Source organism: Pseudomonas rhizozeae, from assembly GCF_031583775.1.
Taxonomy (GTDB): Bacteria; Pseudomonadota; Gammaproteobacteria; order Pseudomonadales; family Pseudomonadaceae; genus Aquipseudomonas.
The window spans coordinates 103,409-117,008 of record NZ_JAVLSB010000047.1 but is presented as its reverse complement, the minus strand read 5'-3'; the positions used below and the strand labels follow the sequence as shown (position 1 = coordinate 117,008).

General features: G+C 61.6%; 13 protein-coding genes. 9 read left to right on the top strand and 4 right to left on the bottom strand.

Annotated elements, in window-relative coordinates:
* Nucleotide 1 precedes the first annotated feature (1 nt).
* Nucleotides 2–643 carry an oxidoreductase gene (locus tag RG836_RS16090; RefSeq protein ID WP_310847269.1) on the top strand — a complete coding sequence of 214 codons (642 nt, stop codon included), beginning with the start codon at nt 2–4 and terminating at the stop codon, nt 641–643.
* Between the two features lie 224 nt (nt 644–867).
* Here the strand turns inward: RG836_RS16090 and RG836_RS16085 are convergent, their stop codons facing one another.
* From RG836_RS16085 to RG836_RS16070, 4 genes are all read right to left on the bottom strand, one after another.
* Complete coding sequence (locus tag RG836_RS16085; RefSeq protein WP_310847267.1) at nt 868–1,152, bottom strand: YceK/YidQ family lipoprotein; 285 nt, start codon at nt 1,150–1,152, stop codon at nt 868–870.
* Nucleotides 1,145–1,792, bottom strand: coding sequence for a flavin prenyltransferase UbiX (gene ubiX / locus RG836_RS16080; protein WP_310847264.1), 648 nt, complete (start codon nt 1,790–1,792; stop codon nt 1,145–1,147). The genes RG836_RS16085 and ubiX overlap by 8 nt, the downstream gene beginning before the upstream one ends.
* Nucleotides 1,789–3,138, bottom strand: a complete 1,350-nt coding sequence (gene mpl / locus RG836_RS16075; protein ID WP_310847261.1) for a UDP-N-acetylmuramate:L-alanyl-gamma-D-glutamyl-meso-diaminopimelate ligase — start codon at nt 3,136–3,138, stop codon at nt 1,789–1,791. Before mpl ends, ubiX begins: the two co-directional genes overlap by 4 nt.
* 185 nt (nt 3,139–3,323) lie before the next feature.
* Nucleotides 3,324–5,234, bottom strand: coding sequence for a sigma-54-dependent Fis family transcriptional regulator (locus RG836_RS16070; protein ID WP_310847257.1), 1,911 nt, complete (start codon nt 5,232–5,234; stop codon nt 3,324–3,326).
* A gap of 300 nt (nt 5,235–5,534) precedes the next feature.
* Between RG836_RS16070 and exaC the strand changes: the two genes are divergently transcribed.
* The 8 genes from exaC (at nt 5,535) to RG836_RS16030 (ending at nt 13,454) form a co-directional block, all read left to right on the top strand.
* Nucleotides 5,535–7,055 carry an acetaldehyde dehydrogenase ExaC gene (gene exaC, locus RG836_RS16065; RefSeq protein WP_310847254.1) on the top strand — a complete coding sequence of 507 codons (1,521 nt, stop codon included), beginning with the start codon at nt 5,535–5,537 and terminating at the stop codon, nt 7,053–7,055.
* 269 nt (nt 7,056–7,324) lie between these two features.
* Nucleotides 7,325–8,719: an ethanolamine ammonia-lyase subunit EutB gene (locus RG836_RS16060; protein WP_310847251.1), complete on the top strand. Its 1,395-nt coding sequence runs from the start codon at nt 7,325–7,327 to the stop codon at nt 8,717–8,719.
* 11 nt (nt 8,720–8,730) lie between these two features.
* The gene (gene eutC / locus RG836_RS16055; RefSeq protein WP_310847249.1) at nt 8,731–9,555 is read left to right on the top strand and encodes an ethanolamine ammonia-lyase subunit EutC; all 825 of its coding nucleotides are present in this window, start codon (nt 8,731–8,733) and stop codon (nt 9,553–9,555) included.
* Between the two features lie 127 nt (nt 9,556–9,682).
* Entirely contained in the window at nt 9,683–10,144 is a 462-nt protein-coding gene (locus RG836_RS16050; RefSeq protein WP_310847247.1) for a GNAT family N-acetyltransferase, read from the top strand.
* Between the two features lie 211 nt (nt 10,145–10,355).
* Nucleotides 10,356–11,012 (top strand): DedA family protein, encoded by a 657-nt coding sequence (locus tag RG836_RS16045; protein ID WP_310847244.1) that lies wholly within the window; start codon nt 10,356–10,358, stop codon nt 11,010–11,012.
* A 6-nt stretch (nt 11,013–11,018) separates the two neighbouring features.
* Nucleotides 11,019–11,831, top strand: coding sequence for a M90 family metallopeptidase (locus RG836_RS16040; protein ID WP_310847242.1), 813 nt, complete (start codon nt 11,019–11,021; stop codon nt 11,829–11,831).
* A 114-nt stretch (nt 11,832–11,945) separates the two neighbouring features.
* On the top strand, nt 11,946–12,473 hold the full coding sequence (ppa, locus tag RG836_RS16035; protein ID WP_310847239.1) for an inorganic diphosphatase: 528 nt from the start codon (nt 11,946–11,948) through the stop codon (nt 12,471–12,473).
* 219 nt (nt 12,474–12,692) lie between these two features.
* Nucleotides 12,693–13,454, top strand: coding sequence for a S24 family peptidase (locus tag RG836_RS16030; RefSeq protein WP_310847237.1), 762 nt, complete (start codon nt 12,693–12,695; stop codon nt 13,452–13,454).
* Nucleotides 13,455–13,600: the final 146 nt, after the last annotated feature.

The following is a 13,600-nucleotide window of genomic DNA, read 5'->3' as shown; positions in this document are numbered from 1 at the left end:
TATGTACTTGACGCCTCAGCATGTATTGCTCGCCGGAGCCACCGGTTTGACCGGTGAACACCTGTTGGATCGCCTGCTCAACGAACCCACTATCAGCCGCGTACTGGCGCCCTCACGCCGGCCGCTGGCAGAACATCCACACCTGGAAAACCCGGTCGGCGACCCGCAGGTGTTCCTGCCGCAACTGAACGGCCGGGTCGATATCGCCTATTGCTGCCTCGGCACCACCATCAAACAGGCCGGCTCGGAAGAGGCGTTCCGCGCCGTTGACCTGGACATGGTAGTGGCCTTCGCCAAACGCGCACGGGAAATGGGCGCGCGGCACCTGATCGTGATCAGCGCGATTGGCGCCGACCCGAAATCCTCGGTGTTCTACAACCGGGTCAAAGGGGAAATGGAACAAGCCTTGCGCGACCAGGACTGGCCGCAACTGACCATCTGCCGCCCTTCCCTGCTGCTGGGCGAACGGCTCGAGCCGCGCCTGGCCGAGAAAGTCGCCGGTCCGCTGTCGCGGCTGATCCCCGGCAAATACCACGGCATCGAAGCCTGCCAACTGGCCCGCGCCATGTGGCGCCTGGCCCTGGAAGAACAGGACGGCGTGCGGGTGGTGGAATCGGATGAATTGCGCAAGCTGGGTAAATAGCAGCGATCGCCTGTAGGGAAAGGGCGCGCTGATCTTGATTTTGATCTTGTGGCGAGGGAGCTTGCTCCCGCTGGGTTGCGCAGCAACCCTGAAATCAGGCTGCTAGGTTTGTCTGGCTAGGTGAGGATAGGGTTTTGGGGCTGCTGCGCAGCCCAACGGGGGCAAGCCCCCTCACCACAACAAGCTCCTTCGCCACAAAGGCCTGCCCCATAAAAATGGGCAGTCTAAAGCCCACCCGTCGCCTGAAACCCAACCCCCAGCACCGTCAGCAACGACAGTGGCAGCAGCAAGGTGTCCAGCAAGGCGCTGGCCGGCAGGTCGACGCCGGGGTAGCTCGGGGCTTCTGCGCCGAACCGGTCCATGGCGCAACAGCCGCCGTTCATCGCATACAAATCCAACCGCGTGCCCGCATACACCACCGGCGCTCCGGGTTTGGCCGCGTCCAGCGTGCGAGCGGTGGCGCAACCCGTCAGTTGCAACGCGAGGACGACCAATAACAGCTTATTCATCGCTGCTCAAATGATGTTCACCCCAACGCGGCAGCATGTCCTGGGGAATACTCAGCAAGTTGAGAATCCGCGCCACCACGAAGTCGATCAAATCATCAATGGTCTGCGGCTGATGATAGAAACCCGGCGAGGCCGGCAAAATCGTCACGCCCATGTTCGAGAGCTTGAGCATGTGCTCCAGATGAATGCTCGAATACGGCGCCTCGCGCGGCACCAGAATCAACTGGCGGCGCTCCTTCAAGGTCACATCGGCGGCGCGTTCGATCAGGTTGTTGCAGGCACCGGTAGCAATCGCCGACAACGTCCCGGTGGAACACGGCACCACGACCATCGCCGCTGGCGCACCGGAGCCCGAGGCCACCGGCGACATCCAGTCTTCCTTGCCATACACACGAATCTGCCCGGCCGCCGCGCCGGTGTACTCAGTGAGAAACGCCTGCATCGATTGGGTCTTGGGCGGCAGCGACACGTCGGTCTCGGTGGCCATCACCAGTTGCGCGGCCTTCGAAATGAGGAAGTGCACTTCGCGATCTTCGCGAATCAGGCAATCGAGCAGGCGCAAACCATACTGCGCGCCCGAGGCGCCGGTCATCGCCAGGGTGATGCGTTCCGGGCCGCCGCTCTGGGCAAAAGTGTTCATTGCAGCGCCTCGGCGAGTTTGCCGTGCAGGCCACCGAAACCGCCGTTGCTCATGATCACCACATGAGTGCCCGGCTGCGCCTGGCTCTTCACTCGCTCGATAATGCCTTCCAGCGAATCGCTGACGATCGACGGCACTTTGCACAACGCAGCGGTGGCAGCCAGGTCCCAACCGAGGTTGGCCGGGGCGTACCAAATCACCTGATCGGCATCGGCGACACTTTCCGGCAAGCCGTCGCGGTGGGCGCCGAGCTTCATGGAGTTGGAGCGTGGCTCGATGATCGCGATCAACGGCGCGTCGCCAATGCGTTTGCGCAGGCCGTCCAGCGTGGTGGCGATGGCGGTCGGGTGGTGGGCGAAGTCGTCATAAATGGTGATGCCGCGCACTTCGGCAACTTTCTCCATTCGACGCTTGACGCTTTTGAACGCGCTCAGGGCTTCGACGCCCAGGGCCGGCACCACCCCGACATGCCGGGCGGCGGCCAACGTGGCCAAGGCATTGGCGACGTTGTGCTGGCCAGTCATGTCCCACTCAACCACGCCCTGAACTACACCCTCGAACAGCACTTCAAACGCCGAGCCGTCCTCGCTCAACAGCTTGGCCTGCCATTGGCCGCCGGTACCGGTGGTTTGCACCGGGGTCCAGCAGCCCATCGCGATAACCCGTTGCAGGGCCGGCTCGGTGGTCGGGTGGATCACCAGGCCTTCGCTCGGGATGGTCCGCACCAAGTGATGGAACTGCCGTTCGATGGCTGGCAGATCGGGGAAGATGTCGGCGTGATCAAACTCAAGGTTGTTGAGGATCGCGGTACGCGGGCCGTAATGAACGAATTTCGAGCGCTTGTCGAAGAAGGCGCTGTCGTATTCGTCGGCTTCGATCACGAAGAACGGCGTAGCGCCCAAGCGTGCGGACACCGAGAAATTCTGCGGCACGCCACCGATGAGGAACCCCGGACTCATGCCAGCGTGCTCCAGCACCCAGGCGAGCATGCTGCTGGTGGTGGTTTTGCCGTGGGTGCCGGCGACGGCGAGCACCCAGCGGCCACGCAGCACGTGCTCGGCCAGCCATTGCGGGCCGGAAACGTAAGGCAAACCTTTGTTGAGCACGTATTCAACCGCCGGGTTGCCACGGGACATGGCGTTGCCGATGACCACCAGGTCGGGCGCCGGGTCGAGCTGCGCCGGGTCGTAGCCTTGCGTCAACTGAATGCCCTGGGCTTCGAGTTGCGTGCTCATCGGCGGATAGACGTTGGCATCGGAGCCCGTCACGTGATGGCCCAGCTCTTTGGCCAGAACTGCCATCGAACCCATGAAAGTGCCGCAGATACCAAGAATATGAATGTGCATAGTCGACCTCGTAAAACATGGCCGCAGGTTAGCGTAGGGAGGGGGAATTCGCACCTTGTGTTTCGGATCTCACGGACGCCAATCGCGGGCAAGCCCGCTCCCACAGGTCTTGTGCCATGCCTGAATGTCGTGAACGACATAATTCCTGTGGGAGCGGGCTTGCCCGCGATCGGTCGCGACGCGATTTACCGTTCGATCCCGTGCTTGCGCAGCTTTCTATAGAGCGTGTTGCGGCTGACGCCCAGTTGTTCGGCGGTGTGGGTCATGTGCCAGCGCTGCTGCTCCAGCGCCGTGAGCAAGGCCAGGCGTTCGGCGTCGTCCAGTGGATGTTCGGACGGTGCTTCAATCGCCACCGCTGGCCGCGCCTGGCGGATCATCGCCGGCAGGTCTTCCACGCTGACCCGCCCTTCATCGCACAACGCCGCCAAGGTCCGCAGCACGTTGCGCAATTGCCGCACATTGCCCGGCCAGGCAAATTCCAGCAGTGCCTGGCGCGCCGGTTCATCGATCAACACCGGCTCGCCGCCCGCCTCTTGCGCCAACAAAAAATCCAGCAGTTGCGATTTATCGCTGCGCTCACGCAACGCCGGCAGGGTGATTTCCAGGCCGTTGAGTCGGTAATACAAATCTTCGCGGAAGCTGCCGTCCTGCACCCGCGCCAGCAGATCGCGGTGGGTTGCGCTGATGATCCGCACATTCACCGACTCTGGCTCGCCGCCGATCGGCACCACTTGCCGGTCTTCCAGCACCCGCAACAATCGCGTTTGCAGGGCCAGCGGCATGTCGCCGATTTCGTCCAGGAACAAGGTGCCGCCGTCAGCCTGTTGCAGCTTGCCGCGCATGCCTTCCTTGCGCGCACCGGTGAAACTGCCGCCGCGATAGCCGAACAATTCACTCTCGATCAGGCTTTCCGGGATCGCCGCGCAGTTCAGGGCGACGAAGGCTTTGTCGCTGCGTTGACTAGCCTGGTGCACGGCTTTGGCAAAGGCCTCCTTGCCGGAACCGGTTTCGCCGTTGATCAGCAGCGGCACGTCCCGCTCGAACACGCGCAGGGCTTTGCGGAAATCCGCTTGCAGCGCCGCGTCGCCCAGGCAGATGCCGGACTGTGGCGAGCGCTCGGCCAGTTCGGGCGCTTTCGGCGATAACCGTACCGGCACGCCGCGCGGCTGACCACGCAAGAGGGCGAACAAATGCCGGCCATCGCGGGTGCGCAACGGCCAACTGGCGCTGGCCTGAGGGCTGGCGCGGCCCATCAACTGGTCGAGGCTGCAATCGAAGAAATTTTCCACTGGCTGCCCGAGTAACCCGCCGCGCCCGTGCCCCAGCAGGTTCAGTGCACTCTGGTTGACCGCGCTGATCCGACCGTCACCGTCAAATGCGAGCAAGCCTTCGCTGAACAGCCCGACCGATTCGGCTTGCAGGTGAAAGCGCAGCAACCATTGGTGATCGAAATGGCGCAGGAAATAACAGCTCTCGATCATCTTTGCCGAGAGATTGACCAGGGCCATGGTGTGAAACTGGCTCTGGCGCGACACGTCCTGCCGCGCCGAAGAGACGTCGAGCACCGCGAGTAATTCGCCGTGCGGGTCGAACACCGGGCTTGCCGAACAGGTCAGCCCGGTGTGGCGCCCGCGAAAGTGTTCGTCCTGGTGAATGGTCAGCGCCTGGCGCTCCACCAGGCAAGTGCCGATGCCGTTGGTGCCTTCGCAGGCCTCGCTCCAGTCGGCACCGAGCCACAGGCCGGCGCGCTCAAAAATCTTGCGCTCGGTAGGGGCGGTGACGCAATTGAGGATCACCCCGCGCGCATCGGTCAGTAATACCGCATGGCCAGCACCGGAAAGTTGCTGATGCAGGCTGGCCATTTCCGTGCCGGCGATGCTCAGCACTTGCTGCAAGCGCTCGCGGCTTTCCAGCACCCGCCCGTGTTCGAGCACCGTGGGCGCGACGGCCAAGGCCGGGTCGAGGTGGTAGTCCTGAAGACAGCGCAACCAGGAACGGGCAATCGACGGATCGGCGCCGGGTCCATGCAGGTGGGGTTTGCCTTGGGTGACGGTCAAGACTTGCCGGGCATGGCGACTCAAGTGGTTGTCGTGCATTTCTTATTATTCTCCCCGCCAGGTGAGTGTGCGGCCCAGCATCCTCCAGCCCCAAGCGCTTTGCAATGCTGGCAGGACTACCCGTCATGCGCTGTGGCAGAAACGGTACAAGGTGTAACGGGCGCTGTATCGATAGCGTCACGACCGCGCCCCATTCGTCCGACAAAAATCGCGTAACGCCTTGATTTGCCTGAGCTGCAAAGCAGTGGCCCAACCTTTGCTCTACGCTTAAGGCAAGCGGCTCGGCGCTTTACCACCGGGCGCCTCCCTTATAAATACAAAGCCAAGGAGAAACCCATCATGCGTTACGCTCACCCCGGTACTGAAGGCGCTATCGTTTCGTTCAAGAGCAAATACGGTAACTACATCGGCGGCGAGTTCGTCGCGCCTGTCAAAGGTCAGTACTTCACCACCACTTCGCCGGTCAATGGCCAGCCCATTGCCGAATTCCCGCGCTCCACGGCCGAAGACATCGACAAGGCCCTGGACGCCGCCCATGCCGCCGCCGATGCCTGGGGCGCCACCTCCGCCCAGGCGCGCTCGCTGGTACTGCTGAAAATCGCCGACCGCATCGAGCAGAATCTCGAAGTGCTAGCGATTACCGAGTCCTGGGATAACGGCAAAGCCGTACGCGAAACCCTCAACGCCGACATTCCGCTGGCGGCTGACCACTTCCGCTACTTCGCCGGTTGCTTGCGCGCCCAGGAAGGCAGCGCCGCGGAAATCGACGGCAATACTGTGGCCTATCACATCCATGAGCCGCTGGGCGTGGTCGGGCAGATCATCCCGTGGAACTTCCCGATCCTGATGGCGGCGTGGAAACTCGCCCCGGCCCTGGCCGCCGGTAACTGCGTAGTGCTCAAGCCTGCCGAGCAAACGCCGCTGGGCATCACCGTGCTGCTGGAGTTGATCGGCGACCTGCTGCCGCCGGGCGTGCTCAACGTGGTGCAAGGCTTCGGCAAAGAGGCCGGCGAAGCCCTGGCTACCAGTAAGCGCATCGCCAAAATCGCCTTCACCGGCTCGACCCCGGTAGGCTCGCACATCATGAAATGTGCTGCCGAGAACATCATTCCGTCGACCGTGGAACTGGGCGGCAAATCGCCGAACATCTTCTTCGCTGACATCATGAAAGCCGAGCCGAGCTTCATTGAAAAAGCCGCCGAAGGCCTGGTGCTGGCGTTCTTCAACCAGGGCGAAGTCTGCACCTGCCCGTCTCGCGCACTGGTGGAAGAGTCGATCTACGACGACTTTATGAAAGTGGTGATGAAGAAGGTCGAGCAGATCAAGCGCGGCGACCCACTGGACACCGACACCATGGTCGGCGCTCAGGCATCTGAACAGCAATTCGACAAAATACTTTCGTACCTGGAAATCGCCAAGGGCGAAGGCGCCGAACTGCTGACCGGCGGCAAGGTGGAAAAACTCGAAGGCAACCTGGCGTCCGGGTATTACATCCAGCCGACCCTGCTCAAGGGCACCAACAAGATGCGCGTGTTCCAGGAAGAAATCTTCGGCCCGGTGGTGAGCATCACCACCTTCAAGGACGAAGCCGAAGCCCTGGCCATCGCCAACGACACCGAGTTCGGCCTCGGTGCCGGCCTCTGGACCCGCGACATCAACCGTGCCTACCGCGTCGGTCGGGCGATCAAGGCCGGTCGCGTGTGGACCAACTGCTACCACCTGTACCCGGCGCACGCCGCGTTTGGTGGTTACAAAAAGTCCGGCGTCGGCCGCGAAACTCACAAGATGATGCTCGATCATTACCAGCAGACCAAAAACCTGCTGGTCAGCTACGACATTAATCCGCTGGGCTTCTTCTAACCGGTCTGGGCGGCGCAGTTAGCGCTGTGTCGCTCTTTGGATTGCCTTCGCGAGCAGGCTCGCTCCCACAGAGGACATTGAATAGGGTCCCATGTGGGAGCGAGCCTGCTCGCGAAAAGTCCTCCACTAACACCCCAAAACCATAGAAACGCTCTGGCACGGGCCTTGCTTTTTTGTTCCGAAACGGGCTGTTTGTCTGTTACCTGCCATATTGAAGGGCATGCAACGTCCCGCAGAACAGATTGCGACATTGACCGGAGGACCGCCCCATGGCCGGATTTGCCCATACCGTCGGCGCCCAGACGCACCGTTTCGCCGACCTCAAAGAGGTCATGGCCAAAGCCAGTCCGGCACGCTCCGGGGATTTCCTCGCCGGGGTCGCCGCCCTCAATGACGGCGAACGGGTCGCGGCGCAAATGGCGCTGGCCGACATCCCCCTCAGCCATTTCCTGCAGGAACTGCTAATTCCTTACGAGGCCGACGAAGTCTCCCGACTGATCGTCGACACTCACGATAAACAAGCTTTTGCCGTAGTCAGCCACCTCACCGTCGGCGGTTTCCGCGACTGGCTGCTGAGTGACGCCGCCGATGAAACCAGCCTGCGCGCCCTCGCACCCGGCCTGACCCCGGAGATGGCCGCCGCCGTATCGAAAATCATGCGCGTGCAGGATTTGGTGCTGGTGGCGCAGAAGATCCGCGTGGTCACGAAATTTCGCGGCACCCTGGGCTTGCACGGCCGGCTCTCGACTCGCCTGCAACCCAACCACCCGACAGACGAGCCGGCCGGCATCGCCGCGAGCATTCTGGACGGCCTGCTGTACGGCAACGGCGACGCGATGATCGGCATCAACCCCGCCACCGACAGCACTGCCTCGATCTGCGCCATGCTGGAAATGCTCGACGCGATCATTCAGCGTTACGAAATCCCAACCCAGGCCTGTGTGCTGACCCACGTCACCACGTCCATCGAAGCGGTCAACCGCGGCGTGCCCCTGGACCTGGTGTTCCAGTCGATTGCCGGCACCGAAGCAGCGAACGCCAGTTTCGGCATCAGCCTGAACCTACTACAGGAAGGTTACGACGCAGGGTTGAGTCTCAACCGCGGCACGCTTGGGCAGAACCTGATGTATTTCGAAACCGGCCAAGGCAGCGCGCTGTCCGCCAACGCCCATCATGGCGTCGACCAGCAGACCTGCGAGACGCGAGCCTACGCCGTGGCGCGACATTTCAAACCGTTCTTGGTGAACACCGTCGTAGGATTTATCGGCCCGGAATACCTGTACAACGGTAAGCAGATCATCCGCGCCGGCCTTGAAGACCACTTCTGCGGCAAGTTGCTCGGCGTGCCCATGGGCTGCGACATCTGTTACACCAACCACGCCGAAGCCGACCAGGACGACATGGACACCCTGCTGACGCTGCTGGGCGTGGCCGGGATCAACTTCATCATGGGCATCCCCGGCTCCGACGACATCATGCTCAACTACCAGACCACCTCGTTCCACGACGCCCTCTACGCGCGGCAAACCCTGGGGCTGAAACCAGCGCCGGAGTTTGAACAATGGCTGGCGAAAATGGGCATTTTCACCCAAGGTGACGGCAAGGTGCATTTCGGCAATAGCCTGCCGCCGGCCTTCCGCCAGGCCCTGGCGCAATTGGGATGAGTGAGCCGCCGATGGATAAACCACCCGTTGACCCGCAAAACCCTTGGCTGGAACTGCGTCGCCTGACCCCGGCACGCATCGCGCTCGGCCGCAGCGGCACCAGCCTGCCGACCAGTGCGCAGCTGGATTTTCAATACGCCCACGCTCAGGCTCGCGACGCGGTGCACCTGCCGTTCGACCACGCCGCACTCAGCGCGCAGTTGGCCGAACGCGGCCGCGAAAGCCTGCTGCTGCACAGCGCGGCCAGCGACCGGAACACCTATTTGCAGCGCCCTGACCTCGGCCGGCGCTTGAGCGACGATTCGGCCCAAGTGTTGCGCGACTACGCCCTCGCCCATCCCGGCGGCGTCGACCTGGCCATCGTGGTGGCGGACGGCTTGTCGGCGCTGGCGGTGAATCGCCATACGTTGCCGTTTCTCGCCCGCCTCGAGGAACAGAGCGCGGCGGACGGCTGGTCGCTGTCGCCGGTGGTGCTGGTGGAACAGGGCCGGGTCGCGGTGGCCGACGAAGTCGGCGAACTGCTCGGCGCGAAAATGGTGGTGATTCTGATCGGCGAGCGCCCCGGCCTGAGTTCACCGGACAGCCTGGGACTGTATTTCACCTACCAGCCCAAAGTCGGACTGACCGATGCGCAGCGTAACTGCATATCCAATGTGCGCCTGGAGGGCTTGAGCTACGGCGTGGCCGCGCATCGCTTGCTGTACCTGATGCGCGAGGCGTGTCGGCGGCAACTGTCGGGGGTGAGTTTGAAGGACGAAGCGCAACTTCAGACGGTCGAGTCGGACGATGCCAGTGATATGAAAGGTAATTTCCTACTGAGCCCGCCCGAAGCCTGAACCGTTTCCGCATTGCGTTTTTGCTTCGATTTCAGGCAGCATCGACCCACGGCTGCACCGAGTACGAACCGTATGCCGAACGCGCTATCAGCCGCGCCTTGATCGCCACTTGAAGTCGAGACCTACCATGCGGATTACTCAAGCGACCCTGGAACACCTGGACCTGCTGACCCCGTTGTTCGTCAAATACCGCGAGTTCTACGGTTCGCTGCCCTACCCGGATTCTTCCCGGGCCTTTCTCGAAAAACGCCTGCGCCGCAAAGAGTCGGTGATTTACCTGGCCCTGGCCGACGATGACGACAAGAAACTGATGGGCTTCTGCCAGCTCTATCCGAGCTTCTCGTCGCTGTCGCTCAAGCGCGTGTGGATCCTCAATGACATCTACGTCGCCGAAGACGCCCGCCGGCAACTGGTCGCCGACAACCTGATCCGCACCGCGAGGAAAATGGCCAAGGACACCCACGCCGTGCGCATGCGCGTGTCCACCAGCAGCGACAACGAAGTGGCGCAAAAGACTTACGAGTCGATTGGCTTCAAGGAAGACACCGAGTTCAAGAACTACGTGCTGCCGATCAGCGACGCGCTCTAAAGGCTTAGGCGTTCACTTGCCAAGGAGGCTGCACCCAGCCTCCAGTGTTAGAAATCATCGACATCCCCCGCTACAAACTCGACGCGCTTTTCAGCACTCTCCCCGTATAATCCCGTCCTTTCAGCTTGTAAGAAAAACTACCTTCGCTTGTAGTCTTACAGGAAGTCATCCGCACACGCCTGCTGAGTCGGGCCGTCACCACAGGTGCCCCATGGATTTCAACCCGCTCGATCTTGTCCTGCATCTCGATGTGTACCTCGACCTGCTGGTGAACAACTACGGGCCCTGGATCTACGCCATCCTGTTTCTGGTGATTTTCTGCGAAACCGGACTGGTGGTGATGCCGTTCCTGCCGGGTGATTCGCTGCTGTTCATCGCCGGCGCCGTGGCCGCGGGCGGCGGCATGGACCCGGTGCTGCTCGGTGGCCTGCTGATGCTGGCGGCGATTCTCGGCGACAGTACCAACTATGTGATCGGACGAACGGCGGGCGAGCGTCTGTTCAGCAACCCCAACTCGAAAATCTTCCGCCGCGACTATCTGCAACAAACCCACGACTTCTACGAGAAACACGGCGGTAAAACCGTCACCCTCGCGCGCTTCCTGCCGATCATCCGCACCTTTGCCCCATTCGTCGCCGGCGTGGCCAGGATGCCGTACCCGCGCTTCTTCGGCTTCAGCGTGCTCGGCACTATTCTGTGGGTCGGCGGCCTGGTGACGCTGGGCTACTTCTTTGGCAACGTACCGTTCATCAAGAAAAACCTGTCGCTTCTAGTGGTGGGCATCATCCTGCTGTCGCTGGTGCCGATGATCATTGGCGTGGTGCGCAGTCGCATGGGCGGCGCCAGCTCCAAAGCGCAATCGCGCTGATCGGCGATGTGGTCACTGAGCGCCTGGCGGCGCCAGCGCACCCTCGCCAGGCACCCAGTTGCCGATGAAACCTGGCAGCGGGTGCGCCATCAACTGAGTTTTCTCGACGGCATCAGCGCCGAAGAAGACCAGTGGTTGCGTGAAGCCTGCGTGCTGTTCCTGCATGACAAGACCCTGACCGCCCTCCCCGGCATGGAACTGCACCAGGAGCAGCGGCTGCTGCTCGCCGCGCAGGCGCAGTTGCCACTGATGCATCTGGGCGATTTGAACTGGTATCAGGGTTTCCATGAAATCGTTCTTTACCCCGACGACTTCCTCAGCCCGCAGCGCCACCGCGACGCCAGCGGTGTCGAGCACGAGTGGGACGGCGAGCACAGCGGTGAAGCCTGGCAGCAAGGCCCGGTGATCCTGGCCTGGCCGGGTGTGCTGGCGAGTGGTGGCTGGGAAGGCTACAACCTGGTGATCCACGAACTGGCGCACAAGCTCGACATGCTCAACGGTGACGCCAACGGCCTGCCGCCGCTGCACGCCGACATGCGCGTCAGCGAATGGGCGACGGTTATGCAACAGGCCTACGATGACCTCGACCAGCAGCTCGAACGCAATCCGGGCGCGGAAACCGCGATCGACCCCTACGCGGCGGAAAACCCCGCCGAGTTTTTTGCGGTGACCAGCGAATACTTCTTCAGCGCCCCGGACCTGCTGCACCAGACTTATCCACAGGTCTATACGCAACTGAAACGCTTCTACCGCCAGGATCCACTGGCCAGGCTCCAGCAACTTCAGGCGCAAGACCCGGTCTATCAGGCACACGACTAAGGTCTCGAAGACCCCTAGGTACGTGGCATCGGTGGCGGAATATGCCTATAATCGCCGCCACTTTTTGGTCAATCCGGCCAAGTGTTTTTGGTCAACTAACGGGGGCACCGCCCAATGAGCTACAGCAAGATTCCGGCTGGCAAAGACCTGCCGAACGACATCTACGTCGCGATCGAGATTCCGGCCAACCACGCGCCGATCAAATACGAAATCGACAAAGACAGCGATTGCCTGTTCGTTGACCGTTTCATGGCCACCCCGATGTTCTACCCGGCCAACTACGGTTTCATCCCGAACACCCTGGCTGACGACGGCGACCCTCTCGACGTGCTGGTCGTGACCCCTTACCCGGTGGCCCCAGGTTCGGTGATCCGCGCCCGTCCAGTTGGCATCCTGCACATGACCGACGATGGCGGCGGCGATGCCAAAGTGATCGCGGTGCCGCACGACAAGCTGTCCCAGCTGTACGTCGACGTGAAGGAATACACCGATCTGCCAGCCTTGCTGCTGGAACAGATCAAGCACTTCTTCGAGAACTACAAAGACCTCGAAAAAGGCAAATGGGTAAAGATCGACGGCTGGGGCGACGCAGAAGCGGCCCGCACCGAGATCATGAAGTCGGTAGCAGCCTATAAAGGTTGAGCTGCAGCGATTAGATCGCGAGCTACAAGCGGCAAGAAAAACCCCGGTGATCCGGGGTTTTTTTATGTCTGGATAAAACCGTTAAACAGCATGTTTACCCCGAGTTTGCGGGCGTTTAACGGCGGCGTAAGCTGGCTGACAAACTCACTAAAATCTCCTGCCAAATTTGAACGGCACGTTTATTCAAACCCCCGCACCTGCTCAGTAAACTCCGCGTTTATGAAAAAACACAAATGCGGTCCGCGCTTTCGAGCGCTACTCAAGGAAGTGAAAATTACGCCCACGGAATTTGCCGCGTTCTGCAAGGTAGAACCGCAGCACGTGAACAACTGGTACCACCGGGGCGTGCCCGACAATCGAATGGAAGAGATCGCAGGATTGCTCTCAGTCAACAGTAAATGGCTGTGTTGCGGCGAAGGGCCCAAGGAGTCCCTGCGCCTGCGCCCGCCCCAGGATGAAGCTGGCAACGTCTACGACGCCTCCGCCGTGCGCGGCGTCTACACCGTCGTCGAGCCGCTCGACGTGGAAATTCCTTTCTACCAGGAAGCCCCCACCGCCCCCGGCTCCGGCAAAACCCACGTCGTCGAAGACCCCGACAACCACCTGCGCCTGCCTCGCGCGCACCTTGACCACCTGCAAATCGTCTACAAAGACGCCATCTGCACCCTCATGGTCGGCAACAGCATGGCCGAACGCATCGAAGACGGCTCCATCGTCGCCATCGACCGCGGCCTCACACAAATCGTCGACGGCCAGATCTACGCCATCGAGCACGACGGCATGCTCCGCATCAAATACCTGCACCGCCTGCCCGGCAACGGCCTGCGCCTGCGCAGCCACAATCAGGCGCAATACCCCGACGAAGTCTTCAGCGCCGGGCAAATAGAAGAACAACGCATATCAATATTGGGATGGGTGTTCTGGTGGTCGACGCTGAACAAGAAACGACCGCCGATACCGTTTCTGGGCATTTCGCCGTGATGCAACCTGCGCGAGCGAGCCTGCTCGCGAAGACGGACTAACTCTCACCCTTAGCCCGGACCTACCCCCAGGTCCGGCACACCCGCCACACCTAACCCCCACTCCACACTGGGCATTTACAAAAAACGCGCGTATCCTGCGCCCCA

Coding starts and splice junctions, on each gene's coding strand:
- RG836_RS16050 (WP_310847247.1), top strand. CDS start 9,683: ATGCGGATTACTCAAGCGACCCTGGAACACCTGGACCTGCTGACCCCG.
- RG836_RS16030 (WP_310847237.1), top strand. CDS start 12,693: ATGAAAAAACACAAATGCGGTCCGCGCTTTCGAGCGCTACTCAAGGAA.
- mpl (WP_310847261.1), bottom strand. CDS start 3,138: ATGCACATTCATATTCTTGGTATCTGCGGCACTTTCATGGGTTCGATG.
- RG836_RS16090 (WP_310847269.1), top strand. CDS start 2: ATGTACTTGACGCCTCAGCATGTATTGCTCGCCGGAGCCACCGGTTTG.
- RG836_RS16085 (WP_310847267.1), bottom strand. CDS start 1,152: ATGAATAAGCTGTTATTGGTCGTCCTCGCGTTGCAACTGACGGGTTGC.
- RG836_RS16070 (WP_310847257.1), bottom strand. CDS start 5,234: ATGCACGACAACCACTTGAGTCGCCATGCCCGGCAAGTCTTGACCGTC.
- RG836_RS16060 (WP_310847251.1), top strand. CDS start 7,325: ATGGCCGGATTTGCCCATACCGTCGGCGCCCAGACGCACCGTTTCGCC.
- ppa (WP_310847239.1), top strand. CDS start 11,946: ATGAGCTACAGCAAGATTCCGGCTGGCAAAGACCTGCCGAACGACATC.
- RG836_RS16045 (WP_310847244.1), top strand. CDS start 10,356: ATGGATTTCAACCCGCTCGATCTTGTCCTGCATCTCGATGTGTACCTC.
- ubiX (WP_310847264.1), bottom strand. CDS start 1,792: ATGAACACTTTTGCCCAGAGCGGCGGCCCGGAACGCATCACCCTGGCG.
- eutC (WP_310847249.1), top strand. CDS start 8,731: ATGGATAAACCACCCGTTGACCCGCAAAACCCTTGGCTGGAACTGCGT.
- RG836_RS16040 (WP_310847242.1), top strand. CDS start 11,019: ATGTGGTCACTGAGCGCCTGGCGGCGCCAGCGCACCCTCGCCAGGCAC.
- exaC (WP_310847254.1), top strand. CDS start 5,535: ATGCGTTACGCTCACCCCGGTACTGAAGGCGCTATCGTTTCGTTCAAG.